Genomic DNA, 25,810 nt, shown 5'->3' on the forward strand with positions numbered 1-25,810 from the left:
AGGCCCCAATGCCGTTTTTGTCCACAACCCTTTCCCGCGTCAAACCTTCCCCGACCATTGCTATGACTGCCAAAGCTGCTGAGCTGAAGGCCGCGGGACGCGATGTTATCGGCCTCAGTGCGGGCGAGCCTGATTTTGATACGCCTCAGAACATCAAAGACGCTGCGGTCGCTGCGATTGCCGCTGGAAAAACCAAATACACCGCCCCTGACGGCATCCCCGAGTTGAAGAAAGCCATCTGTTCCAAGATGAGCCGCGACAATGGGCTCAACTATACGCCCGCGCAGATCTCGGTAGGCACAGGCGGCAAACAAACGCTGTACAACGCCCTGATGGCGACCCTGAACGAAGGCGACGAGGTTATCATCCCCGCCCCGTACTGGGTCAGCTACCCCGATATGGTGTTACTGGCTGGCGGCACTCCGGTTGCGGTCGAGGCAACTCTGGAAAACAATTTCAAACTGACCGCTGACCAGCTAGAGGCGGCAATCACGCCCAATACCAAATGGTTCATCTTCAACTCGCCCTCCAACCCAACCGGAGCTGGCTATAGCCGTGCTGAACTGAAAGCCCTGACTGACGTGCTGCTACGCCACCCACATGTTTGGGTGATGAGCGATGACATGTATGAACATCTGGCCTACGACGGTTTTGAGTTCTGCACCCCGGCACAAATTGAACCGGCCCTGTACGAGCGCACCCTGACCTGCAATGGCGTTTCCAAAGCCTATGCCATGACCGGTTGGCGCATTGGCTATGCTGCAGGCCCGGTCGAGCTGATCGCCGCCATGCGCAAGATCCAGTCCCAATCCACTTCAAACCCCTGCACCATCAGCCAATGGGCTGCCGTCGAGGCGCTGAACGGGACACAAGAATTTCTGATACCAAACAATGAAATGTTCGTCCGTCGCCGCGATCTGGTGATCAAAATGCTGTCCGAAATCGACGGCATGACAGTACCAACACCTGAAGGCGCTTTTTACGTCTACCCTTCGATTGCAGGCTTGATTGGGAAAACCACGCCCAAAGGTACCGTGATTGACACTGACGAGGCCTTTGCAACTGCCCTACTGGACGAAGCAGATGTCGCCGTCGTGTTTGGCGCGGCCTTTGGTCTTTCACCCAACTTCCGGGTCAGCTACGCTACCTCGGACGAGGCCTTGACAGAGGCCTGCACGCGCATTCAGCGCTTTTGTGCGGAGTTGGCATAACTATGACGGACCAGGGGAAAATCACCGCCAACCTACCCAGCCGCGACTTTGACAAGACCGAAGCATTTTATCAAGATCTCGGTTTTGAAACAATGTATCGTGGTGAGGGCTGGATGATCTTGTCGCGAGACAGCATGATGGTTGAGTTTTTCCCCCATCCGGACCTGAACCCCAGTGAGAGCTATTTCTCAGCCAGCATGCGTCTACCCGATATCGACCTCATGCACGGTGAGTGGGCCAACCTCAATCTGCCCAGCGCCCAGGGCAACGTCCCGCGCCTTTCCGCCCCTTTTGAATTGGGCGGGGATGCACCACGCATGTTTGCGCTTATCGATCCAGATGGTAGCCTGTGGCGAGTCATGGAAGGCACGACAAACACATGAGTGCAGAATTGCCCGACTACTATTTCCGCGTGCGCGACAACGGTGCCTTCGTGTACCGCGTCGACACCGAAAACCGCCAGCGCCGCATTGAAATGGATCAGATCGCCGTTGTGAACATCCGCAACGGCGACATCAAACCCCATGGTGGCCGCACCCTGTCAGATCAGGATCTGGACGAGATCAAAACCTGGATGGCAGATCGCACTGCGCTGCTGGCTGCCCGTGACATAGACGATATTCACCGCGCTGTGGACTATCTTAACACAACCGCCCACTGGGCCCAGTCCAAGGCCAGTCTGGACCAACTCGAGATGGTTACCGACGATCTGCTGCTTGCCATGCACGACCTGCGAACGGTGCTGGTGCGCAAAAAGGCGGATCGTTTGATGAAGGCGCGTGACGCGACATAGTCAGTGCCCTGCCCCGTTTCAGCGAATAAGTCACATGGCGCAGTCATCATTGAACCTGACCTGTGTCAAAGCCAGAAACCTCTCTGACTGCTAACCTCCAACTATGTTCTGCAAGTTTGGAGGTTAGTGATGCGTATGGTTTTAGCGGCAGTTCTGTCTGTTTTGGCATCCGGAGGTTTGGCTCAAGATGTCGACGCTGGGGCGGATATCTTCCAACATTTCTGCGCTGGTTGCCACGGAGCGACCGCCGAGGGAGACGGCCCAATGGCACCAGTTTTGCTGGTACAACCCGCCAATCTGACAACACTCAGCGCGCGTAATGATGGAGAGTTCCCAATCGAGCGTGTCGCCGCGCGTATTGACGGGCGCGATCCTCTGGTCAGCCACGGCAGCGATATGCCGGTCTTTGGCTGGTTGTTCGAGGACGAGCCTGTTGCTCTGAAGCTCCCGACGGGTCAACCGATGCTGACCAATCGTCCGGTTGTGGATCTCCTCAGCTGGCTGCAGACAATTCAGGAATAAGCGGTCGCCACCACCCGTCAACGCAAGCACCGCTGCTTTGTGCGGTGACGGGTGGGATCCATGTCAGTTGCGGCCTGCGACATGCCTGTCGACCATGCGCTGCACCATGGGTGCGAAATGCCAGTAGTCCGGGGTTTCCATATCCGTGCGTTTCCCCGCTTCATCCAGATAGCGTACCGCGATGATCTGTTTCAGATTTGGATTCATTGCGAACTCAGCAACTTCCGCTGGCTCCATCGGACCACCCTGCAGGTTCAGCGAGTGTACTGACGCCTCTGACAGCCGATTGAAGTACTCAGGCTTGGTGGCGCAGAGATAGCGTTTAGCTGCCACATGATAGCGCACGCAGTCGGTGATGACCGAGGGCAAAAACTGCTTCAGCACCTCGGCACCAGCCTCCTCGTGGAAGCGGTCTTTGGTGTCCATCATCGAGAAGGTGCCAAATTCCGAGGTAAAGTGGCCAATGTCATGCAACAAGGCACCGACAATGATTTCCTCGGGTTGGCCATTCTGTTCAGCGATAGTCGCGCCTTGCAACATGTGCTCGCCCATGGTCACAGGCTCACCCAGATATTCTTCATCGCCGCAGCGCTCAAAAATCGAACCCAGAAAGGCGACGATATTTTGTGGGGTCAGCTCGTCAATATCCGGCTTCATTCTGCGGCCTCCAGCAATCCGGAACGCCGCATTGCATCATGGGTCGACCGCAGCCCGTCCTTGTCGGCGTAACAGCCCTGAAACCAGCGCGTACCTTCGCCAGAATAGCCCTTACGCGCGTGCAGTACGCGGGTGTTGTCCAACACGAAACTCTCTCCGGGTTCCAAGCGGAATGTGACCTCCATAGCCTCGTCATCAATGATCTCACCCAACCGGCGATACGCGGCATAGTAGTCAGCCATTTTGTCAAACGGCACGTCCGTAACCGCCGCCAGAGACCGGTTATTGAACCGAATACCAACCAGCTCACCATCCGGCGCCAGTTCGATCATCGGACGGCGAGACGTCAGGCAAACCCCATCTTCGCCAGCATATTCGAACCGCGCGCAATGTTCCGCCAATACATCAAAATACGCTTCGTTTTCTTCGCGCAACCGCAGGGCGGCGGCGAACCCGTCCACCACCATGTTTTCTCCACCCGCAGCCGAGCTTTCAAGGCAATACAGCACCTGGATCGAAGGCACCGGGTCCCGATACGGATTGTCGGTATGAGCCTGCAAACCAAGTCCGGTAAAGGCCAGGTTGGTCGGATTCACTTCAGTGCGAACATCAAAATGCTTGCCGTAATTGGTGTCGCGGACATAGCCAAATAGATCGACAACCTTGAACAAGGCCCCCGCTTCCACCGGACCGTTCACCACTTTGCCAAATCCGTATCGCGTCACCAGTTCCAGCCAGTCACACAGGGCTTCTGGGCTTTGCGATAAAGCGGCAAAATCTCCGGTGGGAACATCGGACATCAACCCGCTATCCCAAGTCTGGATACCCTCTCCGGTCCAGCCGCGTGCAGATGGTGGGGTCTGGTCGTAGGCATTGGCGTCCAGCCAATCCAGATCAAAGGACACAGTTTTTCCCTCTGGAGCAAACTCCACCTCCAACTGACCCTCCTGAATGGCCGCGCAGGCGATGCGGATCTGCGCCGGAATATCGCGCAACGTAATCAATCGCTGCCCATTGCCGGGCGCACGGGTATCGGGATCCTGCGCATTATCGCGCAGCCAGACCGCGTGAAACCGGCGGCTGCCGTTTGGCGTGACCAGAGTGAGGTGAGTGCCTGTGGGTTCAGTGGTGACGGTTGTCGTGGCGGTGGCCATGATGGCTCCTGATGCTGCTGGATACTACAAGACAACATCCCGGAACCATGCCATAAGGTCAAATTACCAATAGATCACCTGAGCATCGGATCTCCTAATGACAGACCGTAATTTCAAGATGCCGCCGCTGGAATGGATCCGCGCATTCGAAGCAACCGCAAGACTGGGCAGTTTTACCGCAGCAGCTGCTGAGACGGGGCTGACACAGTCAGCAATCAGTCAACGGATTGGGCATCTGGAAAAACTGCTGAACACCGCCCTGTTCCACCGCCGCTCGCGTACAATTGCCCTGACACTGGAAGGCGAAGCCTGGTTGCCACATGTACGCGCCTCTCTGAACAGCCTGCGGGACAGCTCTGAGGCGCTGTTTGGGGCCGTCCGGGGCAGCCTGACCTTTTCAGCTAGCCAGTCGATAATTGACCTTTGGCTGCAACCCCGGCTTCATCTTCTGCGCGATCTTTCCAAGGCCTCAATATCTGTACAAACCATGGTGCTGGGCGCCCATAGCGCCCCCCAAGATGACGTCATTCGCATTCGATATGGATCTGGTGACTGGCCTCATGACTACAAACTGAAGCTGTTTGATGAGCAGATTTTGCCAGTTGCGTCTCCCAAACTGTTGAAGGGGCAAGACCACTGGACCCAGTGGCCACGCATCGCCTGCTCCGGCCCCCGGCCGGGTTGGAATGACTGGGCATCACGGTTTGATACGCCAACAACGCCATTGCCGAAATGGCGGTTTGATACCCTTTTGCCAGCCCTTGGCGCCGCGCGAGTGGGCATGGGGGTCCTGCTGACGTCACGGGCGCTCTGCGAAGCTGATCTGGCATCTGGTCGTTTGGTTCAGCTAGGCAGCGACATCTTGCAACACCACGAAAGCTACTGGCTCCTTGCCAGCCGCGATGCCGTTTCGCGCGCACAGTGGGAAAAACTGGCGGTTGCCATGCGGCACCCCTAGGTGGCGATTAGCTCGGGTCCGCGTTTTCTTTTGCCACCCCAACCGTGCCAATCACCCGCCCCCAGAACCGCAGCATCAAGAAAACCGAAGCACAGCCCAGCCCAAGCACCAGCCCCGACCAAACCCCAATACCGCCAAAACCCAACACAAAGCCCAGCACATAAGACGCGGTAATACCAACGCCCCAATAGCTGAACACCCCGATCAACATCGGCACGGTGGTGTCCTGCACGCCGCGCAGTAGTCCCAGTGCGATGGCCTGCAAACCATCAACCAACTGGAACAGGGCCGCCATCGCCAGCAACCCGACTCCAACAGCCAGAATTTCTGGTTTCTGCGGATCATCTCCATTCATGAACAGGGACATCAACAACTCGGGCGTCGCCAGAAAAAACACTGTCGCGATCACCGACATCAGCAGGGACATTACCGTCACCACCTTGGCCCCTCGCGCCATATGTTCCCTGTCACCTCGCCCAAAAGCATTCCCAGCCCGGATAGTCGAGGCATTGCTCAATCCCAGATGCACCATGAAGGTCAGCCCAGCCAACGACGAGGCAATCCCATGTGCCGCCAGCGCCACGGTGCCCAACCAGCCCATCATCATTGCCGAGGCCGCAAACAGGCTGACCTCGCTCAGAGTGGTCAGTCCGATGGGAATACCCAGCCGGAACACCTCCCGCAGCATCTCCCAGTCGGGACGTTGAAAGTTCTTCAGCAAGGCGTGCTCTGGCAACACTTTCAGCGCATAGATGATGATCGCTATAAAGGACACGACCTGCGTGCTGAACGAGGCAATTGCGGCGCCCTGCACACCCAGTTCGGGCGCACCGAAATTACCAAAGATCAGTACATAATTGACCAGCGCATTCATCAGCGCAGCCCCTAAGGTGACCCAAAGCACGATCTGTGTCCGCTCCAGCGCGGCCAGATAAGATTTCAACACCATAACCAAGAGGGCCGGAAAAATTCCCCAACCCGCAACCCGCAGGTAATCGGCCGCCATTTCCGCGATCACCGGGTCTTGCCCCAACAGATCAAGAATCGGCCGCGAGAAAATCAAGGCAGGCATGGCAACCACACCATACCCCAGTGACAACCACAGCCCCATGCGGGTACAGCGACGGATCTGCCGGTCTTCCCCCGACCCTGCTGCTGCTGCCACCATTGGCATCACCGCAAAGCCAAAACCTGATCCAAACAGGAACAAAACAAAGAAATAAGTCGAGGCCAGTGTCACCGCTGCCAGTGCTTCCACACCATACCAACCCAACATCACCGTGTCGGTCAGACCAATGGCAAACTGCGCCACATGACCACCGACCAGTGGCAGTCCAAGCGTGGCAATAGCGCGCGTATGACCAGTAATAGTCATCGGCGAATTTGGTTGTATTATCTTGTTCATCCCCAAGCCTTAGCAGAGCGCTGGATTGGGGCAAGTCAAACTGTTCCCCCTTGGGCTGAGACAGGACTGTGCTAGATTGCACAGGTTCAGACCCGGAGCTTGAAATGACCGACCCCTTTGCCCTGCTTATCCCCGAGGCCAAGACCTTTTTGGCCGAACTCGCAGCCAACAACACCCGCGATTGGTTCACCGCCCATAAACCACAATATGAAGCCCAGCTGAAAAACCCAGCATTGTTGCTGCAAGAGCAACTGCTGGCGGACCTGGCCAAAACCACAGATGTTTCGGTGACGTCCAAACTGTTTCGCCCGCACCGCGACGTTCGATTCTCCAAAGACAAAACACCCTATCACACCCATCTTCACATGTTCTGGATGCTCCACGGCCCCGTGAAAACGGCTTTCTTCCTTGGCATTTCCCCCAACTACTGCCGGATCGGCGGCGGCATTATGGGGTTTGAAAAAGATCAGCTCACTCACTGGCGCGCTGCAGTCGATGGCAAAGCAGGCGGCACAATCTCCGCGCTATTGGACAACCTCACCCAGGATCAGTTCAACGCAGAAGACCCCGAGTTAAAGCGCGTTCCAGCCCCCTTTGCAAAGGACCACCCACAGGCCTCACTGCTCCGCCGCAAATCCCTGTCGGTTTGGCGTGACCTGCCTCAGACGGAGTGGTCACAGCCCCTTGCCGCTTTGAACACTGGGTTTTCGAAAGTATCGCCGATTTGCAAAGCCCTGTCCCAAATGCTCACGTAAGGCACAACATCCCCCAACAGCGACCTGACCGCTCGCTTCATCTAGCCATAAATATCCTGGGGGAGGCCGCAGGCCGGGGGCAAAGCCCCAATAACCCACCCCAGTCAACCTCACCCGGCTTGTGCCAGACGCGCCACCGCAGCAATAGCCTCATGGATGTCCTCTGCCCGACTGCGGTGATTGGTGATCGCAGCCCGCAACATCACCAATCCATCCGCGCGTGTGGTTGAAAACACCGCCTCACCACTTTCTTGCAGGATCTGCGCAATCTCGCTGTTCAGCAGAGATTGCGCCTCAGGTGCCAGATCATTACGCGCGGTGAACACACAGACATTTGACACCACCGGCGCCGCTAGCCGCATGTTGGGGTGTGCCGTCACCTCATCTGCCATTAAGGCCGCCAAACGGCAATTGTCAGTGATCGCAGCCCCCAGAGCTGCCTCGCCATATAGTTCCAGCGCGGTCCAGACTTTCAAAGCGCGATTGCCGCGCGACAGATCAATCCCATAGTCACAGAACCACGGATCGCCCCCCGCCAACCCGCGCTCTGCCGCTTCCAGATAGCTGGGACGTGCCGCAAATGCCGACCGGTGCGCAGCCTCATCCGCGATCAGGACCAGCCCGCAGTCATACCCCACATACATCCATTTGTGGAAATCCAACGCAATGCTGTCAGCTCTGCCGATGCCGTCGCTCAATCCCCGCCAGGGGTCATCCGCAATCCGCGTCCAGGCGCCAAAAGCCCCGTCCACATGCAGCCAGAGATCCTCGTCGGCTGCCACATCCGCCAAGCCATTCAGGTCATCATAGGTGCCCAGGTCCACCGAACCAGCCATTCCTACCAGCAAAAACGGCTGTGCCCCTGCGGCCCTGTCTTTTGCAATCTGCGCCCGCAGCGCAGCCAAATCCATTTGCCCATCAATCAGCGGCACCAGTCGAAGGTTCTCAAACCCTATCCCCAGCAACTCCAGCGCCTTGCGGGTGGCATTGTGGATCCCCTGCCCCGCATAGGCCGTCAGCCGGGTAGTCCCCTGCCCGCTTTTGCGAACCTGCGGCATCACCCGCACCCGCGCCGCCTGAAAGGCAATCACCGTCGCCTGCGAGGTCCCGGCCACCAGCACTCCACTGGTGCCTTCGGGCATGTCCATCTTTTGACGCGTCCAGTCAATCACTGCGCGTTCCATGTAATTGGCCCCGTGGTCACGGCCGCCAGTATTGGCATTGATGACCGCCCCAGCCATGCCCGCAATCAGATCCGACGCCAGCCCAGTGCCCTGCACCCAGCCCCAGAACCGAGGATGGATATTGCCGCCGTGATAGGGCAAAACCTCATCCGTGATCCGGTCAACGATCTCAGCTGCACTTGCCCCAGACGCCTCAACCGCATAGCTCTCCTTCACCGCCTCAGGCACCTCCTGCCAAGGGCGCTCAGCAACCTGCTGCAACTGATCAAGACTAGTTTCCAGCATACGATGGGCCTCAGCCCGGAAATTCTTCCAGTTGTCAGGATCCAATCCGCAACTCTTCGCGCTGTCATTTGCCATGCCATTTTCCTTCTTTGGAGCTGATAGCGTTGTTCTATCTCTACACAGACAAGGCAACAGCCACATCCTGTGGATGATAGCGCCAGCCTTTCAGAAGTCGTTTATCCACAACACCCTGCCTGCCCCTTCCCCCACACCGCTACACCTGCCATACTGCCCTTAACCAAGACCATCAAAGAGCAGCTCACAAAATGGCCAATGACCTCCTCTCCGACACCGAAACGGAAACCTATGATGCATCCTCTATCGAGGTGTTGGAGGGACTCGAACCCGTCCGTCAGCGTCCGGGTATGTATATTGGTGGCACGGATGAACGGGCGCTGCATCACTTGGTGGCAGAAATTCTCGACAACTCCATGGATGAAGCGGTGGCTGGCCACGCCACCCGCATCGAAGTCACGTTACATGCTGATTATTCGGTCACCATCACAGACAACGGCCGCGGCATCCCGATCGACCCGCACCCCAAATTCCCCGACAAGAGCGCGCTCGAGGTGATCCTGTGTACCCTGCACGCCGGTGGTAAATTCTCGGGTAAAGCCTATCAAACCTCGGGCGGCTTGCACGGTGTGGGGTCCTCCGTCGTCAACGCCCTGTCTGACAGCCTGGTGGTGCAGGTTGCCAAAAACAAAGAACTGTTCGAACAGCGGTTTTCACGCGGCATTCCTTTGGGGCCGGTCGAAAAGGTTGGCGCAGCGCCAAACAAACGCGGCACCTTTATCACCTTCCACGCGGACGAACAGATCTTTGGCCACCATCGTTTCAAACCTAAGCGTCTATTCACTCTGGTGCGCTCCAAGGCCTATCTCTACTCCGGTGTTGAAATCCGCTGGAAAACCGAAATCGACGATGGCGAGACCGCAACCAGTGCCACCTTCCACTTCCCCGGCGGGCTCAAGGACTATCTAACCGAAGTGCTGGGCAAGTCCTCGGTCTATGCCGACGCGCCATTTGCGGGCAAGGTTGAGTTCCGCGAGAAATTTGGCGAGGCCGGCTATGTAGAGTGGGCGATCAACTGGACCCCATCACGCGACGGCTTTACCCAATCCTACTGTAACACTGTCCCCACCCCCGAAGGCGGCACCCATGTTGCCGGATTCTGGTCTGCGATCCTAAAAGGCATCAAGGCCTATGGTGAATTGGTTGGCAACAAAAAGTCCACCAGCATCAACCGCGACGATCTGATGGCCGGCGGCTGTGCACTGGTCTCCTGCTTCATTGCCGATCCAGCTTTTGTCGGCCAGACCAAAGACCGGTTATCCTCGGAATCCGCCTCCAAAATGGTGGAAAACTCGGTCCGTGATCACTTTGACAACTGGTTGGCCTCTGACACCAAATCAGCCGGGGCCATTCTGGATTTCCTTGTCCTGCGCGCCGAAGAGCGCCTGCGTCGCCGTCAGGAAAAAGAAACCCAGCGTAAATCAGCCACCAAGAAACTGCGCCTGCCGGGTAAGCTGACCGATTGTACTGCCAAAAACCGCTCCGGCACCGAATTGTTCATCGTGGAGGGCGACTCGGCCGGTGGGTCCGGCAAAGGCGCACGCAACCGGACCAATCAGGCGCTGCTGCCGCTGAAGGGTAAAATCCTCAACGTGCTGGGCGCTGCCTCCAACAAGATTGGCACCAATGCCGAAATCCGCGACCTGTGTGAGGCGCTGGGGGTTGGTGTAGGCACCAAATTCAACCTCGACGATCTGCGTTATGACAAGATCATCATCATGACCGATGCGGACGTCGACGGCGCCCACATTGCCAGCCTGCTAATGACCTTTTTCTTCACCCAGATGCGGCCGCTGATCGACCATGGCCACCTCTATCTGGCCTGCCCACCGCTGTTCCGCCTCACCCAAGGCGCGCGACGAGTGTATTGCCTCGACGAAGAAGAGCGCGACGCCTGGCTAGACAAAGGTCTGGGCGGCAAGGGTAAAATCGACATCTCCCGGTTCAAGGGTTTAGGCGAAATGGACGCCAAGGATCTGAAAGAGACCACCATGGACCCCACCACCCGCAAACTGATCCGCATTACCATTGACGAGGATGAACCGGGTGAGACTGGGGAATTGGTCGAGCAGCTGATGGGGAAGAAGCCCGAACTGCGGTTCCAGTATATCCAAGAGAACGCGCGGTTTGTGGAGGAGTTGGATGTTTGAGCATCCCTGACCGCCATCACATTTTAGCAGAAACCTACCAAAAACAGTTTATTGAAGAAGGCAAGTGCGTCTGGGTTTATGACAAAGAAGTGGGGAAACCTTTCCCCACTCAACCCAAAAACTCCACTGTGCGCACAGGCTTTAACACCGCACTTTTGCCGGATGGCAGCCTTGACAAGGCTTCAATGGAAACATTCTTTTCTAGGTTGGAAACCGAATACCCTCAAGCCATTGATCAATTTCGAACAGGATTCCAGACAAGCGAGCGAATAGATTATGCTATCGCATTTATGCAATTCCAAGCGGCGCGATCTCCATTGATTCGAAAATTCATGACCGAGATGCTCCTAGGGTTTACTCCTGACGACGAGAGCTTTCTGAAACTATTGCAGGTAGACAGTGTAGGAGTTGAACTTCTTCATCGAGCACGTTCAGGGGATGAGGATGCAAAGACAAAAATCGGGCTACATTCTACTCAACATATTGTGGAAGGAGTGAGCAAGGCACTTAAGGGAGTTTGGTACAGACCTATACGTATTGTTTCACCCATTCCCTTGATAACCTCTGACAGCCCAGTGACATATTTTGCGATCAAGAAAAAAAGAGGGAAACTTCAGGCAGGATTGCCATTAGTAGGATCACGAATATTGTGCTTCTTTCCGCTGGCAAGAGACATCATTTTGTTCGGCGACACCGAAAGACCTCCGTTCGACAAGTTGACCTACGATAGACCCAGTCAAGTTTCCAAATCCATCGCATTAGTGAAAAGGCTGAATGCCATTAGCGCCTTGAACGCAGAGCGAAGCATCGTCGCCCCGTCCGAAAAGAGTTTGAGAAAAGCTCTGTCTTCTATTGCAAACAAAACCCCTAACGAAGCCACATTGTTTGAGATGTACAATCAGCTAGCCAAAGCTGCCCTACGTGAAAACTCCGTACACTGGGATTAGTCTTTCCACACAAGGCCCGCGCCTGACCTTGGGGAGGCGTAAAGCGCCTTCCCGGGGGGAAGGTCAGGCGCGGGCCTGACGGCCCAAGAGCACAACTAAAACTGTCACACTCTATGGCGGGGACATCAGCGCAGGGCTCCGCCCGTTCTCACTTCAAACAATCCCCCAGATTGTTTGCCGCTTCGCGGACCAGTTCAAACTCCACGGGGGGAAGGTCAGGCGCGGGCCGTGCGGCTATGCCTTACGTCCCAGGGGATATCCTGCTATCGGCGCACTTTGAATTGACCTGTTGGCGCGCAGGGCTCCGCCCGTCCAAACTTCAAACAGTCCCCCGGACTGTTTGCCGCTTCGGGAACCAGTGTGAACTCCACGGGGGAGTTGTGGTCGTCTCGGAAATGATCCGGGGGATCATTTCAGGCCGAAACGGGCGGAGCCCAAGGCGCGGGCCAACGGCGGCGAATATCAGCCCCGCAGTTACAACTTCCCAAACGCCACCCCACGCCAGACCCAGCCTTGCCCTGTCACCGCATCCTGCAACGGCGCCTTCATCTCTTTGCTGTCAAAGCGATAGTTGTAGATCTCTCCGGGCCGCAGCTCTTCGGTGAACCCATAGGCCTTGCCGAATGACACCTCTTTCTTCTGCCCCCGAAACGCCGAGGCGGAAAAGGACAGGGTCGGCACCCCAACCCGCCAGCTGATGGTGTAATCCTCATCCACCACGCGGACCTCGTGCTTGTCCACATCCAGCCGCATCTTGATCCGCGCCGCCCGCTCCAGCCCTGCCTTGGCAAACACCTCTACCCACTTTGCATCAATGATCTGCCATTCAGCCGCAAAATCACAGCTGCCATCGCTGCATTTCGTCACACTATAAGGCGCAGTCTCGCGGTTGACCGCCAAAATGGTAGCTTCAATGTCCTGGGGGGAGGCTGGCGAGGTCCCAGCCTCTGGCTTTTTCGTGCCCGACAACCAATCAAAAAATCCCATAACCCCACCCTTTAAAAACCACACATCGTCATCAAAACAGGTTGTTGTTGAAATGGCAAAAGACATCAGCTGTTGCCTACCCGGCGCGCGCCCTGCTTGGCGGACCTTAATCCAAGCCTGCGATACGCAGGGCGTCGCGACACCGGCTGGACCTGACACCCCCAGCCACAGGACACTGGGCTCCTTTAAAACCGGAGCGATTTGACAGCTATCAGACGCGGGCGAAACGCCCGCCCGCTTCCGCATGGGCGGCGCCGTCCCCCTTACCCTTTTGATCAGACCTTCTGTTGATCTTTTAGGAAAAAGTGCTTTTCTCCTCTGCCCGGACATCCCGCGCGGAGCAATTGTTGTGCAAAAAATCACCCTGCACCAGCGGTCGGGACTTGCTCCAGCCAGCAAAGCGCGGCTAACCTTACCCTATGATCTTGCGCCTCTTTTTGATCCTGTTGCTTGTGACCTCTTGCGGGCGTCCCCTGACAGAGACGGAGCGCGCGTTTATCAGCCAAATCCACGGCGAGACGCTGGATCTGGATCGCATTCGTTTGGTGCGCGGTGCGCCGGTTGGCTCTGTTACCTTTCGCCGCCTTCCCCGCCCACGCCTGACCTGCCGCGAGCGTATACTGCCGCCAGTACAGGATGAGATTGTCACCGCTTCGCCTGCTGCCGTGGCCCTATTCAACCGCATATTCTTTACCAAGGACTGGTATGCCAATACCTATCTACCGGCCTATCCTGACCGGCTTTATCTGGTGGAGGCTATGCTGCTGGCGCATGAGCTGACCCATGCCTGGCAGTGGCAGAACCGCAAACAAACCGGCTATCACCCGCTGCGCGCCGCCGCCGAACATGGCACCCGCACCGACCCCTATCTGTTTGAACTGACGGCAGACGCCGACTTCCTCAGCTACGGATATGAACAACAGGGATCCATTGTCGAAGAATACGTCTGCTGCCGCGCGCTGGCCCCCAGGGCCCCACGCACCAAACGTCTGCACGAAATGCTCAGCGGAGCCATGCCAGTATCCGACCTGCCGCAAAACCGTGAAAGTGATGTTTACCTGCCGTGGAAAGACGCAGAGGTTTCAGGAATATGTGACTAGTGGGTATCAGGGGGCTTTGCCCCCGGCCTGCGGCCTCCCCCAGGATATTTCTGGCTAGATGAAGATCCGGGGTTAGTCTGTCAGGATGCCATTCTCCAACCGGATGGTCCGGTCCATCCGGGCCGCCAGATCCAGATTATGAGTGGCAATCAGGGCCGTCATGCCAGTGTCCGCCACCAGATCCATTAGCGCGGCAAACACCTGATCTGACGTGCCTGGATCGAGGTTTCCGGTGGGTTCATCGGCCAACAGAATGCGGGGTTGATTGGCCAGGGCCCGACAAAAGGCCACGCGTTGTTGCTCTCCTCCGGACAGCGCTGCAGGACGGTGATCGGCACGCGATTCTAGTCCCACCCGCGTCAGCAGATCCAGTGCTCTTGCGTTGGCCTCGCCCTGAGAAGTGCCATTGGCCAGTTGCGGCAGGACAATGTTTTCCACCGCGCTGAATTCTGGCAGCAAGTGGTGGAACTGATAGATAAACCCAATATCTTGCCGCCGAACGCTGGTCCGCCTTCGATCACCTTTGCCCGTCAACTCTTGTCCGCCCACTTTGATCATACCATCATCCGGCGTGTCCAGCAGGCCTGCGATATGCAGCAGGGTAGATTTGCCACCGCCAGACGGCGCCAGCAGTGCCACCACCTCACCCGCACGCAAATTCAGATCGGCACCACGCAGCACATCCACCTGCCCTGGCTTTCCCCGGCTATAGGACTTTGAAATCCCATTTAGTTCCAACATCAGTTCACTCATAGCGCAGCGCCTCTACCGGGTTCATTCGCGCGGCACGCCGGGCTGGAAAGAATGTGATCAGCCAGCTGAGAGCGAGGCTGAGGCCCGCTGCTGAGCTGACATCGCCAATGGTCACAATGGCTGAGGGGAAGAAGAAACCGTTGGCTTCCAAGTCACGTACACCACTGCCGGTGATCCAATCGACCAGCCCATAAATACTGTCGATATTGGCAGCGAACACTACGCCCAGAACGACACCAATCAGCGTCCCCACAGTGCCTACCGAGGCGCCACACAGGAAAAACACGCGTAGAATGGACCCCTGACTCAACCCCATTGTGCGCAGGATGCCAATGTCACGGCCTTTGTTTTTCACCAGCATGATCAACCCTGAAACGATGTTAAGCGCCGCAATCAGTACCAGTATCGACAGCACAATAAAAATGGCGTTGTCCTGCATCTTGAGCGCCTGAATCATACCACCTGCCCTGTCTTGCCAAGTGGTTACATAGGCTCGATCCCCGCTGGACCGCAGTATGGGCAGTATAAGTGCACCAACCTTTGCCGGGTTTGTCAGGCGCAGATCAACCTGATCAACCGCGCCTTCCCGATTGAAGAAGCTCTGCGCCTGAGCCAGTGGCAAGTACAGGCGGCTTTGGTCGATGAAACCCTGCCCGGATGAAAATATAAACACCACCTCATAGGCAGACACCCGTGGCGAGGTTCCCATCGCGGTTTTGACCCCATCAGGGGAAATCAACTTGATCCGATCGCCAACCCCTACCCCCAATTGCCGAGCCATCATTGCGCCAATGGCAACGCCCGTTTCAAAATCATCCAGGCTTCCCAAAGCTTCATTTGGTTTTGCCACCATCGGATAGTTGCGTAGATCCTCAAGTGTGATGCCATAGACATCCACTGGCAGGTTGCGCCCCCTGTAGCTGCCCATAACTTGCCCACGCACCAATGGAGACGCGTGGGTCACCTCTGGCAGGCCCCCAATTTTCTCAACAAGGCTACTATAATCGCGGATCAGGTGGTCGACGGGGATTTCACCGCTGAAGTCGCGCCGGTAGTGAACCTCGGCATGGGCATTTGCGCCCAGCATGGTCTGGATGATGTCCGAACGCAGACCTTCGCGCACAGCCAGTGTTGCGACCAACGCAAACACTGCCAACGCGATCCCGATCAAACTGATCAATGTCATCACCGACACCCCACCATCCGCTTTACGGGCACGCAGGTATCGCCAGGCAATCATCCATTCAAATCTCGAAAACGGTGGTGGTGTATTGGCCATTTTGGCTCCTGCTCGGACTTTCCGCCAAAATGGTCTGTGACACGGCCGGGGTCAAGCAGGGGGCTGCGACTGCGCGACAATCCCCGCCCAATACTATGCCCAGGTCTGTAGGCAAACTCTGTAGGCAAACGGACCACTCCTACACGACTTGGGAACATCCACACCAACAAGCCCCGGTGAAAACATCACCGAGGCTACAAGCGCCTTGATAAGCCAAGCAAACACGACACAGGAAGTACTACGTCACTGTGGTAATGCCCGGAACCTAACCATTGGTTATCTGGTTGTTGTGGTGGTTGTTGTGGTGGTGGTTCCGTCGCTGCTGTCTCCGACAACGACTGCCAGGACGACAAGTGCCGCAAGCCCAGCTGCCCCAGCCCCGCCAGCCAATGCCGTTCCCTCCAACACATTGTTGGTTACAGGTCCGCCGCGGCAAAAGACCTGCAGAACACCGCTTTCAAGATACTCGGCCCGCACCAGCTCACCAGTCCCACAAACTTGACGGTTTCGCGCGTCAGTCAAGGCATCCCCTGTGACCTGAGGCAAGGCGGCATTAGGCATTGAGGACACAATTACCCCAAGAGAAAGCATTTTTAACCACGCAAACGACATTAGATTATCCCCATTTTCGAAAATGATCTGCTTGAAGTAGCGCGGGGTTTCCCTATTTCTACCCCCTTTTAACAACTTTGCATGACCGTTCATAAATAGTTTCGTTTCGGCACCCGTCAAAGGCGCTGAAGAACCGAAAAAGCCACCTGGTGGAGAGGGCCAGCTTGGTTTTCTCCCCTTGCTGACCCAGCGAATTTCTCGGTTATGCAACCTCGCGCTCCAGGAACCAGATCTTGGATACAATTTTCCAACCGTCTGACCCTTTCACAAATCCAAGGTGATCCTGATACACTTTTTCTCGTGCGCGGATGCGGATTTTGACGGTGGCGCATTTGGGAGACAGCCAGTCAATCATCAGGATCTCACTTTCGGGAGCCTGACCAAGGTTGGCCGGAGAGTTTGGTTCATTTAGCCCAACGTCGCGAATAAACGGTGCAATCGGCTCCGCAAAAATCTCACCAGTTTCGGCATCAAACAGGCTCGAGCTTTCGTGAAACACTGCATTCAATTTGTCAGTGTCACAGTGAAATAAGCCGTCAAAGTAGACCTGTACGGCGTCAAAGAGTTCGGGGTTCTGAACCATGGTGTGCTTCCTTATGTTGCTTTGTCGCAATTTGCCTGTACAGTGAAATAATGCCACATCACAAAATGCCAAAACTGGCGGAAATTGCGCCAAATTCAAAGTCGCCGTCGCAAGCTGCAGTGCCACCTCGGGTGGCTGCGCTGATCTACGACGGGCTGTGCACATTCGAGTACGGTATTGTTACCGAAGTTTTTGGGCTTAGCCGCCCGGAACTTGGCGGAAACCTGTTCACATTTTCATCCGTACAAACCGAAGGCAAACAAAACGCTGCGGCCGGCGGATTGATTGTGCAGGCCACCGGAACGGCGCAGGATCTAGAGCGGGCTGATATCATTGTGGTGCCGGGATGGCGAGGAAAGGACGAACCCGTTCCAGAAAAACTGTGCGCCCTCATCCGAGACTGCCACGCCCGTGGCGCGCTGCTTTTCTCAATCTGCTCGGGCATCTATGTGCTGGCGGCTGCCGGCGTTCTGAACGGGCAAAGCGCCACCACACATTGGCGCTATATTGATGATTTTGCGCAGAAATACCCCGATGTTACCCTACGCCCAAACGAACTATACGTGGACAAAGGCAACATTATCACATCGGCCGGCAGTTCGGCCGGAATTGACGCCTCTGTCCATATCGTGCGCAACTATTATGGAGCGGAGATCGCCAATTCGGTGGCCCGACGTTTGGTGATGCATGGGCATCGACATGGCGGACAGGCCCAGTTCATCGAGCAGCCTGTGGCCAAACCCGGGGGGGCACATCGCCTGTCAAATATGATGGATGAGGTCCGCAGTACACTGGCCGAAACTCATCGCATTACATCTATGGCCAAGCTGGCAGGCATGTCGCCCCGCACATTTCAACGGCAATTTCAAAACCACGTCGGCCTGCCCGCCGTGCAATGGCTGGCACACGAAAGGGTAACACGCGCTTGCCAGTTGTTGGAAACCACAACCCAGTCAATCGAAGTGATCAGCCAAACAGTGGGTTTTGAATCCCCAGACCGCCTGCGCTATCACTTTCGCAGTGTTCTGGCAGTGTCCCCAGCGGATTACAGGAAGAGTTTTCACCGGACGGGATAAGACCCTTTCCCGCAGTGCTGGAGATGGGTTAGTTCAGCCAGCCTCTCTCGCGGTAATACTTGCTCGCGCCGGGATGTAGAGGTGCGACAAGGCCATCACGGATCATTTTCGAAGGCTGCAGATCATACCAAACTGGGTTCTGATTGCGCATTTTGTCTATGTTCTGGAATGTCGCTTTGACAAATTCATAGACAACCTGTTCAGGCACGTCTGCGCTGGACAAAACCGTAGCGTTATAGCCAAAAGATTCAGTTGATGCCCCCACGCCATCGTAAACGCCACCGGGAATGGTTGTTTTACTCAGTTCACTGGCTCCTTTTACCAGCCGATCAACGCGTTTCCCACTCAGGTTCACCAAGGTAACGCTACAGCCTTTGGAGATTTTCTGAACCAAACCGGACGGGCTGGCACCGATGAGGACTAAAAGCGTCAATCTGTCCTCCACACAGAGCTTCCCCCAAGTGCCCAGATTTGACCGATCTGCCGGTGGGGAATTCAGCTTTGGGAACGCTGTGCATTTTTAGAAGGGTTTCGAACAAACTGCGGCTCACCCATCCCGGTTCAATCCGCTTGCCTGCCCAACTCCCCGGGCTTGTTACCCCTGCATCCTGTCTGGCGACGACCATGATCGGCTCGCCAAAGAGTGCAAACACCGACCTAAGGTCTTTGTCTACCCCCACGGCAGCAAACTCAGCAGCGCCGTTCAATGCATCTCTAGCCCAATCAGATCTGGCGATCTATGAAGTCAAACTTCCCCTGTCTGATCTTGGGGAAGTTTTCTTTTGCACCCATTGTATTTTTTGCTTTGCAGTTGATGTCTACTGGCGCGCTGTTGACGAAGCCACACAGGGCTTCACCCGCCCTGTAGTAGGCACCTGCCTTACCGCCGTTCTTGTATCCGCTGACTGCGCGCTCAAAGAGGTACAGCTCAATGCTATGGTCAGACAGAGGGACACAGGTCTAAATGATTTCGCCAAAAAGCAATTTCTTCAAAAAAATCATAACCCTTCTATAACAGTCCTCTAACTGCGCACTTCTCCTACAAAATCAAATTTGGAAAGAAACGCAAGCGGCACAATTCTTATCGGCTCAGTGCATTGCACAGTGTCTAAAGAAAAAGGCCGATCTTTCGACCTGCCTTTTTCTTTTCTGTTCGTCCTTAGCTTCAGAACCCGCGGCTGGTCATGTGCGGGGCGTAGATCTCGGCGACCTTTTTCACCGCCTCTTCCGGGCTTAGCTCGACGCTTTCACCGGTGCGGCGCGAGGTCAGTTCGACCACACCGTTTTTCAACCCACGTGGGCCAACAGTGATGCGCCAGGGCAGACCAATCAGATCCATAGTGGCGAACTTACCGCCAGCGCGTTCTTTACGGTCGTCATACAGTGGCTCTAGCCCCGCAGCGGTCAGTGCAGCGTAGAGCTGGTTACAGGCCGCATCCGCCTCGTCGTCGCCCTGTTTCAGGTTGACGATACCACAGTGGAACGGGGTGACACCTTCGGGCCAGATGATGCCCTTGTCGTCGTGGCTCGCCTCGATGATCGCACCCAGAAGACGCGACACGCCGATCCCGTGAGAGCCCATGTGAACCGGGGTTGGCTTGCCATCTGGACCCTGCACCTTGGCGCCCAGTGCTTCGGAGTATTTGGTGCCAAAATAGAAGATCTGGCCGACTTCGATGCCACGCGCGGTGCGGCGGCGTTCTTCTGGAACCTCGTTGAACGCAGCTTCGTCGTGAGTTTCGTCCGTACGGGCGTATTTGGTGGTGAACTCTTCCAGCACACCCTGACACTGCTCGACGCTGTCATAGTCGATCTCACGATCGCCAAAGCTCAAGTCGGTGACGTCGCTGTCATAAAAGACTTCGGACTCACCAGTGTCAGCCAGCACCAAGAATTCGTGGGTATAGTCGCCGCCAATTGGGCCACCATCGGCGCGCATCGGGATCGCCTGCAGGCCCATCCGCTCATACGAGCGCAGGTAGCTGACCAAATGGCGGTTATAGGCGTGCAGCGCGTCCTCTTTGGTGAGGTCGAAGTTGTAGCCGTCCTTCATATAGAATTCGCGGCCACGCATCACGCCGAAACGCGGGCGGACTTCGTCGCGGAACTTCCACTGGATGTGGTAAAGGGTCAGCGGCAGGTCTTTGTAGCTGTTGACGTGGCTGCGGAAGATGTCGGTGATCAGCTCTTCATTGGTGGGACCATAAAGCATATCGCGACCGTGGCGGTCACTGATCCGCAGCATTTCCTTACCGTAATCATCATAACGACCGGACTCTTTCCACAGATCCGCAGATTGCAGCGTGGGCATCAGCATCGGGATGTGACCCGCCCGCATTTGTTCGTCATGCACGATGGTTTCAATCTTCTTCAGAACCTTGAAGCCCATTGGCAGCCAGGAATAGATCCCGGCAGAAGACTGTTTGATCATGCCGGCACGCAGCATAAGACGGTGACTGACGATCTGCGCCTCAGATGGCGTCTCTTTCAGAACGGGCAAAAAATAGCGGGACAGGCGCATGGGCACTCCGGTGCGTGATGAAATCTTGAACTTTAGCCCGGTTTAGAGCGTGTGACCAAGCTGGGCAAGTGTGCAGATGGCCCCTGTGTGACAGTCGGCACGGAACAGATACCTAAACCTTCAGGCGTAATTACGACCCCTATGCCCTGTGTAGGAAACCAGCTGGCTTGACGTTTGCCAGCTACACTTTTGCCGCTAAACCTGAACCTTTGCCAATAGCTCTGCTTTGCGAAACGGTTTAGTCATGAAACTGTTCATACCGGCCGAAAGACAGGCCTCGGCGTCACTGGGCTGGGCATTGGCGGTCAATGCAATGATCCGGCACGCGGGATACTGGGTTTCTTTTTCGTAATTGCGGATCATGCGTGTCGCTTCAAGCCCGCCTAAAACCGGCATGGAAAGATCCATCAGAATCAAATCCCATTCCCCACTTTTATACGCTTCAAACGCCTGCAGCCCGTTAGAAACAAAGTGCAAATTTGCCCCGGTTAGTTTGAGCATCTTTTTGACAACCAACTGATTGGTTTTGTTATCCTCGGCAACAAGGATTTTCAGCCCATCAAGTATCCCAGAGGTCTCACCAAACTCTGCATCCACGTTCTGCGTTGTTTCAGACAAAGAACCTAAAGAGTTATCAGAAGTGATCGCGTTTTCCGGCGCAGGCGACCCGACAGCTTGCTCTGATATCGGCAAATCAAGCAGTACCGAAAAGGTGGTTCCATCGCCCAGTGCGGAGTCGACACGCACCGCCCCCCCATAAGTTCAACCAGCGCCTGTGTGATCGCAAGGCCCAGGCCTGTTCCTTCCACTTCGCGGGTTGCAGTGCTGTCAACCTGTTCAAATGCCGAAAAAATGGTATCTTTACGACTGTCGTCGATCCCTATTCCTGTGTCAGAAACGGTAATACAAAGGGGATAGCTCTGGCTATTTGGATCGAAGTGAACGCCGAGTGTAATATGGCCTTCTTCTGTAAACTTGATTGCGTTCCCAATTAAGTTCAGCAAAACCTGACGCAGTTTGTTCACATCACCTACAAAATGCTGAGGTTCGGTTTCTGGATAATCTATGCGTAAATCTATGCCCTTATAAGCCGCGCGTGCCCATAACAGATCGCCAATCTCGCGAACCATTCCATTCAGAGAAAACGGTTCATCACGAAGTGAAACCCTTTGCGCCTGGATTGTTGAAAAATCTAATATATCGTTGATGATTTCAAGCAGTGCATCCGCCGAGTTATGGATGGTATTTGCAAACACTACTTGCTGTTCGTCGAGCTCACTTTCCAACAACAGCTCGCTCATTCCCAATATACCGTTCATGGGAGTTCTGATTTCGTGGCTCATATTGGCCAGAAACCGTTCTTTTATTCGACCGGCCTCCTCGGCCTTTTCCTTCGCTATTTTTGCAAGCTCCAGAGCCGTGTCCAGTTCCCGTTCTGAGGTCACATCCATGGATGACCCGATCAGATGTGTTAATCTGCCATCTGCACCAAAAATGGGCTTCATTGTCGTCCGCAAATAAAAGGTTCGCTGAACTTTGGGCATAGTGATTTCGTAGGTAATTTCTTTTCTAGCGTGAACGACTTCGAGCTGTTTAGCCAAAGCCCGTTCCCCCATCGCGCCACCATAAATTTCTAACGCAGTTTTACCCAAATAGTCGTCACGCGTCAGATCTGCAATGTTGCGGGAAACTGCATTCATCATAACATATCGCGGCAAACCATCCATTCCAACTTCGAGAACGATGACAGCGAGATTCATGGCCTCGAATAGCTCAAACTGATTGGATGGTCCGTCTAGAAGCACTAATAATTCTCGCAAGGCCATGGGTACGCGGGCTTATATCGCTCAATTTCATCCAGAATTGACTAATAAGTAAATGTTAGCAAATCATTTCATGGCCCACGATGTGCAACAAAACCAAAAGCGCGGGTGGTTACCAAAGTGAACATTTTGGTTTTACGCAGTCCGTCAGAGGCACCTTCCCCCCAAGAAAGCCATGTCGCCAACAGCTGCAAAGCGCGCATCCGTTACGGTGGAATAAAATGGGCTTGCGAACAGTCCCCGTCTTTTGCAGAGGCTCGTTTCTTTGCGCAATAGTATTGCGGCTATACTTATGTTGGGTGTCGGTTTTGACGACCCGTGTCGCGAATTTTCTAGAATGCTCATTCAAGTTTCATATGTTGCCCGAAATTTAGGTGGAGCAGCCCCCGTGACCAAGACCATAACCGAACCCTCCCGCGAAATACCCGTCATCCATGAAACCGAAGTCCTGGTGATCGGATCAGGTCCCGGTGGGTTGGCGGCTGCACTTGCGGCAGCGCGGGCTGGTGTGCAGGTGGCCTTGCTGGACCGGTTTGGCTGTTTTGGCGGCAATATCACCACTGTCGGGGTCGAAGGTTTTGCATGGTATCGCCACGAACAGACGGTTGAAGCAGGGGGCATCGGCTGGGAGTTCGAAGAGCGCGCCAAGGCAATGGGGGCTGCGGTGCCAGAGAGCCAGTCTTTAAGCTATGAGCTGGACAGCGAAGGATTTAAACTGGTGGCGGACAAGCTGGTGGAAGAGGCCGGAATTCACCCGATGTTGCACCGCCAGTTTGTGGCTCCGATCCGCGAAGGCTATACTATTACTGGGGTGATCGTCGAATCCAAAGCCGGGCGCGAGGCGATTTTGGCCAAGCGGGTGATTGATGCCACAGGCGATGCAGACATCGCCCATATGATGGGCGCCCCCTGTATCAAAACTCCGATTGAGGACATGCAGGCGGCATCGGTGATGTTCCACATAGCGGGCGTTGATAAGCAGAAATTCATGGACGGGGTAAAGGCGGACCCGCAGACCTATGCCGATTGGTCGACCGGTGAATGGCAGGTGGAAACCGACGGAAAAGAGGACGAGATGTTCTCTCCCTTTTTGGCCAAACCCTTTGGTCAGGCGATCCGGGACGGGGTTATCCCGGCGCATCTAAACACCATTGGCGGCACCTGGGGCGCGGTGCATGACAGTGGCGAGATGACCTATATGAACCTGGTGCATCTGGCTGGGATTGATGGCACCGATCCAGACAGCATGACCCGTGGCGAGATCGAGGGTCGCAAACAAGCGATGTTGGCGATTGAGGCCCTTAAGGCCTACACGCCGGGATGTGAGGCTGCGCGGCTGCGTAATTTTGGCATGACACTTGGCATTCGCGACACCCGCAAGATCGACGCCATGCACAACATCACCGAGGACGAGACCCGCAATCAGGGTCGCTTTGACGATACTATCGGCATCTATCCCGAGTTCATCGACGGCTATGGAATCCTGATCTTGCCTACTACCGGACGTTACATGCAGATCCCCTACCGCTGTATGCTACCCAAGGGCGTGAAGAACCTGCTGGTCACAGGTCGCGCTATTGGTGGGGATAAGGTGGCCCATGCCGCCACCCGCAATATGGCCTGTTGCGCGGTGGCTGGTCAGGGGGCTGGCATTGCTGCCGCGCAGTCGATTCGCAGCAACACTCCGCTAGATCAGGTTGATATCGTGGCTGTTCAGACCGAACTGAAGCGGCAGGGCGTTCGCATCGACTAGGGCGCCCGCTCCCGTCGCGGTCGCTTTATCCACAGCAAAACCGCAGCAGTCCCTTGCTTACCCACCGGGGATTACCCCCTGCCCCTTGCACGCGTGCTGGCCTTAGGTGAAGATCGCGCTCAAGATAGTGGACGCGGACCAGATTGGGCAAAAAGAACATGGCGCTACCGGCAAAAAAGCAGATGAGTTACTGGGGCATTGCGGCCCTTGTCTTTGTAGTGGTGCTTTGGGCCTTGGGCGATGTGTTGCTGCCATTTGTACTGGGCGGAGCGGTGGCCTATCTGATCGATCCAATTGCAGACCGGCTAGAGCGCATGGGGCTAACCCGCGCAGGTGCCACCGCAGTAATCACGGTGGGGTCGGTGCTGGTATTCCTGCTGCTTTTGCTGGTCGTGATACCAACTCTGATTTTCCAATTAATCGAACTGGTACAGGTTCTGCCCGAACTGTTCCGTGATGCGCGCGCCTTTGCCTTTGAGAAGTTCCCGTCACTGTTTGACGAGAAAAGCCAGATGCACCAGGCCATCACCACTCTGTTTGACACGCTCAAGAGCCATTGGGTGGGCGTGCTTGAAACCGTGCTTGGGTCTGCCGTGTCCCTGCTTAACGTGGTGATCCTGATCGTAATCGTGCCGGTTGTGTCGATATACCTGTTGCTGGACTGGGACCGGATGACGGCCCGTATTGGCGAGCTGCTGCCGCGCGACCACGCCAAAACCATCAGCCGGTTGGCCGGTGAAATTGACGCCGTGCTGGCCTCGTTCATTCGCGGCATGGGGACCGTCTGTTTGATCCTGGGCACCTACTACGCTGTTGCGCTGATGCTGGTGGGGCTAAACTTTGGTCTGGCCGTTGGGTTTATTGCAGGGCTGGTCACATTCATCCCCTACCTTGGCGCGCTGATTGGTGGCGCTTTGGCTATTGGGCTGGCACTGTTCCAGTTCTGGGGTGATTGGTATTCAATTGGCGCCGTTGCCATCATCTTTGCCATTGGCCAGGTGATCGAAGGCAATGTGCTGACGCCCAAGCTGGTTGGAAACTCGGTTGGGCTGCACCCCGTTTGGCTGCTGTTAGCACTGTCGGTGTTTGGGTCTTTGTTTGGCTTTGTCGGCATGTTGGTCGCAGTTCCAATGGCCGCAGCCCTAGGCGTGGTTGCACGTTTCTTCACCGAGCAGTATCTGGACAGCCGACTATACCAAGGCCAAGGCCATCAGGACGCCGACTAAT

The 25,810-nt window shown here is 55.7% G+C and carries 26 protein-coding genes; 12 read left to right on the plus strand and 14 right to left on the minus strand.

Features of this window, described 5'->3' with window-relative positions:
* Nucleotides 1-8: 8 nt before the first annotated feature.
* The 4 genes from GO984_RS14045 (at nucleotide 9) to GO984_RS14060 (ending at nucleotide 2,526) form a co-directional block, all read left to right on the plus strand.
* Nucleotides 9-1,211, plus strand: a complete 1,203-nt coding sequence (locus tag GO984_RS14045) for a pyridoxal phosphate-dependent aminotransferase (protein WP_157023384.1) — start codon at nucleotides 9-11, stop codon at nucleotides 1,209-1,211.
* Nucleotides 1,212-1,213: 2 nt separating this feature from the next.
* Nucleotides 1,214-1,594 (plus strand): VOC family protein, encoded by a 381-nt coding sequence (locus tag GO984_RS14050; protein WP_157023144.1) that lies wholly within the window; start codon nucleotides 1,214-1,216, stop codon nucleotides 1,592-1,594.
* Nucleotides 1,591-2,004 carry a hypothetical protein gene (locus tag GO984_RS14055; protein WP_157023145.1) on the plus strand — a complete coding sequence of 138 codons (414 nt, stop codon included), beginning with the start codon at nucleotides 1,591-1,593 and terminating at the stop codon, nucleotides 2,002-2,004. The genes GO984_RS14050 and GO984_RS14055 overlap by 4 nt, the downstream gene beginning before the upstream one ends.
* A 129-nt stretch (nucleotides 2,005-2,133) precedes the next feature.
* Nucleotides 2,134-2,526, plus strand: coding sequence for a c-type cytochrome (locus GO984_RS14060; protein WP_157023146.1), 393 nt, complete (start codon nucleotides 2,134-2,136; stop codon nucleotides 2,524-2,526).
* 63 nt (nucleotides 2,527-2,589) lie between these two features.
* On the opposite strand, the gene tmpB is transcribed toward GO984_RS14060, so the two are convergent.
* Nucleotides 2,590-3,183, minus strand: a complete 594-nt coding sequence (gene tmpB, locus GO984_RS14065) for a (R)-1-hydroxy-2-trimethylaminoethylphosphonate oxygenase (RefSeq protein WP_157023147.1) — start codon at nucleotides 3,181-3,183, stop codon at nucleotides 2,590-2,592.
* Nucleotides 3,180-4,337: a 2-trimethylaminoethylphosphonate dioxygenase gene (gene tmpA, locus GO984_RS14070; RefSeq protein WP_157023148.1), complete on the minus strand. Its 1,158-nt coding sequence runs from the start codon at nucleotides 4,335-4,337 to the stop codon at nucleotides 3,180-3,182. Before tmpA ends, tmpB begins: the two co-directional genes overlap by 4 nt.
* 97 nt (nucleotides 4,338-4,434) lie before the next feature.
* On the opposite strand from tmpA, the gene GO984_RS14075 reads away from it, so the two are divergent.
* Nucleotides 4,435-5,295, plus strand: coding sequence for a LysR family transcriptional regulator (locus GO984_RS14075; RefSeq protein WP_157023149.1), 861 nt, complete (start codon nucleotides 4,435-4,437; stop codon nucleotides 5,293-5,295).
* Between the two features lie 7 nt (nucleotides 5,296-5,302).
* On the opposite strand, the gene GO984_RS14080 is transcribed toward GO984_RS14075, so the two are convergent.
* Nucleotides 5,303-6,700 (minus strand): MATE family efflux transporter, encoded by a 1,398-nt coding sequence (locus GO984_RS14080; protein ID WP_157023150.1) that lies wholly within the window; start codon nucleotides 6,698-6,700, stop codon nucleotides 5,303-5,305.
* Nucleotides 6,701-6,804: 104 nt separating this feature from the next.
* On the opposite strand from GO984_RS14080, the gene GO984_RS14085 reads away from it, so the two are divergent.
* The gene (locus GO984_RS14085) at nucleotides 6,805-7,455 is read left to right on the plus strand and encodes a TIGR02453 family protein (RefSeq protein WP_157023151.1); all 651 of its coding nucleotides are present in this window, start codon (nucleotides 6,805-6,807) and stop codon (nucleotides 7,453-7,455) included.
* A 110-nt stretch (nucleotides 7,456-7,565) separates the two neighbouring features.
* Here the strand turns inward: GO984_RS14085 and GO984_RS14090 are convergent, their stop codons facing one another.
* A complete protein-coding gene (locus tag GO984_RS14090; protein ID WP_157023152.1) occupies nucleotides 7,566-8,999 on the minus strand; it encodes a pyridoxal phosphate-dependent decarboxylase family protein in 1,434 nt (477 codons plus the stop codon).
* A 191-nt stretch (nucleotides 9,000-9,190) separates the two neighbouring features.
* On the opposite strand from GO984_RS14090, the gene parE reads away from it, so the two are divergent.
* Nucleotides 9,191-11,149 carry a DNA topoisomerase IV subunit B gene (gene parE / locus GO984_RS14095; RefSeq protein WP_157023153.1) on the plus strand — a complete coding sequence of 653 codons (1,959 nt, stop codon included), beginning with the start codon at nucleotides 9,191-9,193 and terminating at the stop codon, nucleotides 11,147-11,149.
* Entirely contained in the window at nucleotides 11,146-12,096 is a 951-nt protein-coding gene (locus GO984_RS14100; RefSeq protein ID WP_157023154.1) for a DUF4238 domain-containing protein, read from the plus strand. Before parE ends, GO984_RS14100 begins: the two co-directional genes overlap by 4 nt.
* 474 nt (nucleotides 12,097-12,570) lie before the next feature.
* On the opposite strand, the gene GO984_RS14105 is transcribed toward GO984_RS14100, so the two are convergent.
* Nucleotides 12,571-13,149 carry a hypothetical protein gene (locus GO984_RS14105; protein ID WP_209279422.1) on the minus strand — a complete coding sequence of 193 codons (579 nt, stop codon included), beginning with the start codon at nucleotides 13,147-13,149 and terminating at the stop codon, nucleotides 12,571-12,573.
* 353 nt (nucleotides 13,150-13,502) lie between these two features.
* Between GO984_RS14105 and GO984_RS14110 the strand changes: the two genes are divergently transcribed.
* The gene (locus GO984_RS14110; RefSeq protein ID WP_157023156.1) at nucleotides 13,503-14,183 is read left to right on the plus strand and encodes a hypothetical protein; all 681 of its coding nucleotides are present in this window, start codon (nucleotides 13,503-13,505) and stop codon (nucleotides 14,181-14,183) included.
* Between the two features lie 72 nt (nucleotides 14,184-14,255).
* On the opposite strand, the gene GO984_RS14115 is transcribed toward GO984_RS14110, so the two are convergent.
* The 4 genes from GO984_RS14115 to GO984_RS14130 all read right to left on the minus strand — a co-directional run bounded on the left by GO984_RS14115 (nucleotide 14,256) and on the right by GO984_RS14130 (nucleotide 17,410).
* Complete coding sequence (locus GO984_RS14115; RefSeq protein WP_157023158.1) at nucleotides 14,256-14,936, minus strand: ABC transporter ATP-binding protein; 681 nt, start codon at nucleotides 14,934-14,936, stop codon at nucleotides 14,256-14,258.
* Entirely contained in the window at nucleotides 14,929-16,215 is a 1,287-nt protein-coding gene (locus GO984_RS14120; RefSeq protein WP_157023160.1) for an ABC transporter permease, read from the minus strand. The genes GO984_RS14115 and GO984_RS14120 overlap by 8 nt, the downstream gene beginning before the upstream one ends.
* 276 nt (nucleotides 16,216-16,491) lie before the next feature.
* Nucleotides 16,492-16,827 (minus strand): hypothetical protein, encoded by a 336-nt coding sequence (locus GO984_RS14125; protein ID WP_157023161.1) that lies wholly within the window; start codon nucleotides 16,825-16,827, stop codon nucleotides 16,492-16,494.
* Nucleotides 16,828-17,029: 202 nt separating this feature from the next.
* Nucleotides 17,030-17,410, minus strand: a complete 381-nt coding sequence (locus GO984_RS14130; protein WP_157023163.1) for a nuclear transport factor 2 family protein — start codon at nucleotides 17,408-17,410, stop codon at nucleotides 17,030-17,032.
* A gap of 50 nt (nucleotides 17,411-17,460) precedes the next feature.
* On the opposite strand from GO984_RS14130, the gene ftrA reads away from it, so the two are divergent.
* Entirely contained in the window at nucleotides 17,461-18,486 is a 1,026-nt protein-coding gene (gene ftrA / locus GO984_RS14135; RefSeq protein ID WP_209279423.1) for a transcriptional regulator FtrA, read from the plus strand.
* Nucleotides 18,487-18,514: 28 nt separating this feature from the next.
* Here ftrA and GO984_RS14140 read toward each other — a convergent pair whose 3' ends face one another.
* From GO984_RS14140 to GO984_RS14155, 5 genes are all read right to left on the minus strand, one after another.
* Nucleotides 18,515-18,919 carry a TAXI family TRAP transporter solute-binding subunit gene (locus GO984_RS14140; protein ID WP_167740346.1) on the minus strand — a complete coding sequence of 135 codons (405 nt, stop codon included), beginning with the start codon at nucleotides 18,917-18,919 and terminating at the stop codon, nucleotides 18,515-18,517.
* The gene (locus tag GO984_RS23985) at nucleotides 18,852-19,166 is read right to left on the minus strand and encodes a type 2 periplasmic-binding domain-containing protein (protein ID WP_425339655.1); all 315 of its coding nucleotides are present in this window, start codon (nucleotides 19,164-19,166) and stop codon (nucleotides 18,852-18,854) included. The genes GO984_RS14140 and GO984_RS23985 overlap by 68 nt, the downstream gene beginning before the upstream one ends.
* 485 nt (nucleotides 19,167-19,651) lie before the next feature.
* Nucleotides 19,652-21,007, minus strand: coding sequence for a proline--tRNA ligase (proS, locus tag GO984_RS14150; RefSeq protein ID WP_157023171.1), 1,356 nt, complete (start codon nucleotides 21,005-21,007; stop codon nucleotides 19,652-19,654).
* 195 nt (nucleotides 21,008-21,202) lie between these two features.
* Nucleotides 21,203-21,625: a response regulator gene (locus tag GO984_RS23650; RefSeq protein ID WP_245231115.1), complete on the minus strand. Its 423-nt coding sequence runs from the start codon at nucleotides 21,623-21,625 to the stop codon at nucleotides 21,203-21,205.
* A 5-nt stretch (nucleotides 21,626-21,630) separates the two neighbouring features.
* Complete coding sequence (locus tag GO984_RS14155) at nucleotides 21,631-22,833, minus strand: ATP-binding protein (RefSeq protein WP_245231116.1); 1,203 nt, start codon at nucleotides 22,831-22,833, stop codon at nucleotides 21,631-21,633.
* A 385-nt stretch (nucleotides 22,834-23,218) separates the two neighbouring features.
* On the opposite strand from GO984_RS14155, the gene GO984_RS14160 reads away from it, so the two are divergent.
* On the plus strand, nucleotides 23,219-24,583 hold the full coding sequence (locus GO984_RS14160) for an FAD-dependent oxidoreductase (protein ID WP_167740347.1): 1,365 nt from the start codon (nucleotides 23,219-23,221) through the stop codon (nucleotides 24,581-24,583).
* 158 nt (nucleotides 24,584-24,741) lie between these two features.
* Nucleotides 24,742-25,809, plus strand: a complete 1,068-nt coding sequence (locus GO984_RS14165) for an AI-2E family transporter (RefSeq protein ID WP_157023175.1) — start codon at nucleotides 24,742-24,744, stop codon at nucleotides 25,807-25,809.
* The last annotated feature ends 1 nt before the right edge of the window (nucleotide 25,810 follow it).

The sequence above is a fragment of the Parasedimentitalea huanghaiensis genome (assembly GCF_009753675.1).
GTDB lineage: Bacteria > Pseudomonadota > Alphaproteobacteria > Rhodobacterales > Rhodobacteraceae > Parasedimentitalea > Parasedimentitalea huanghaiensis.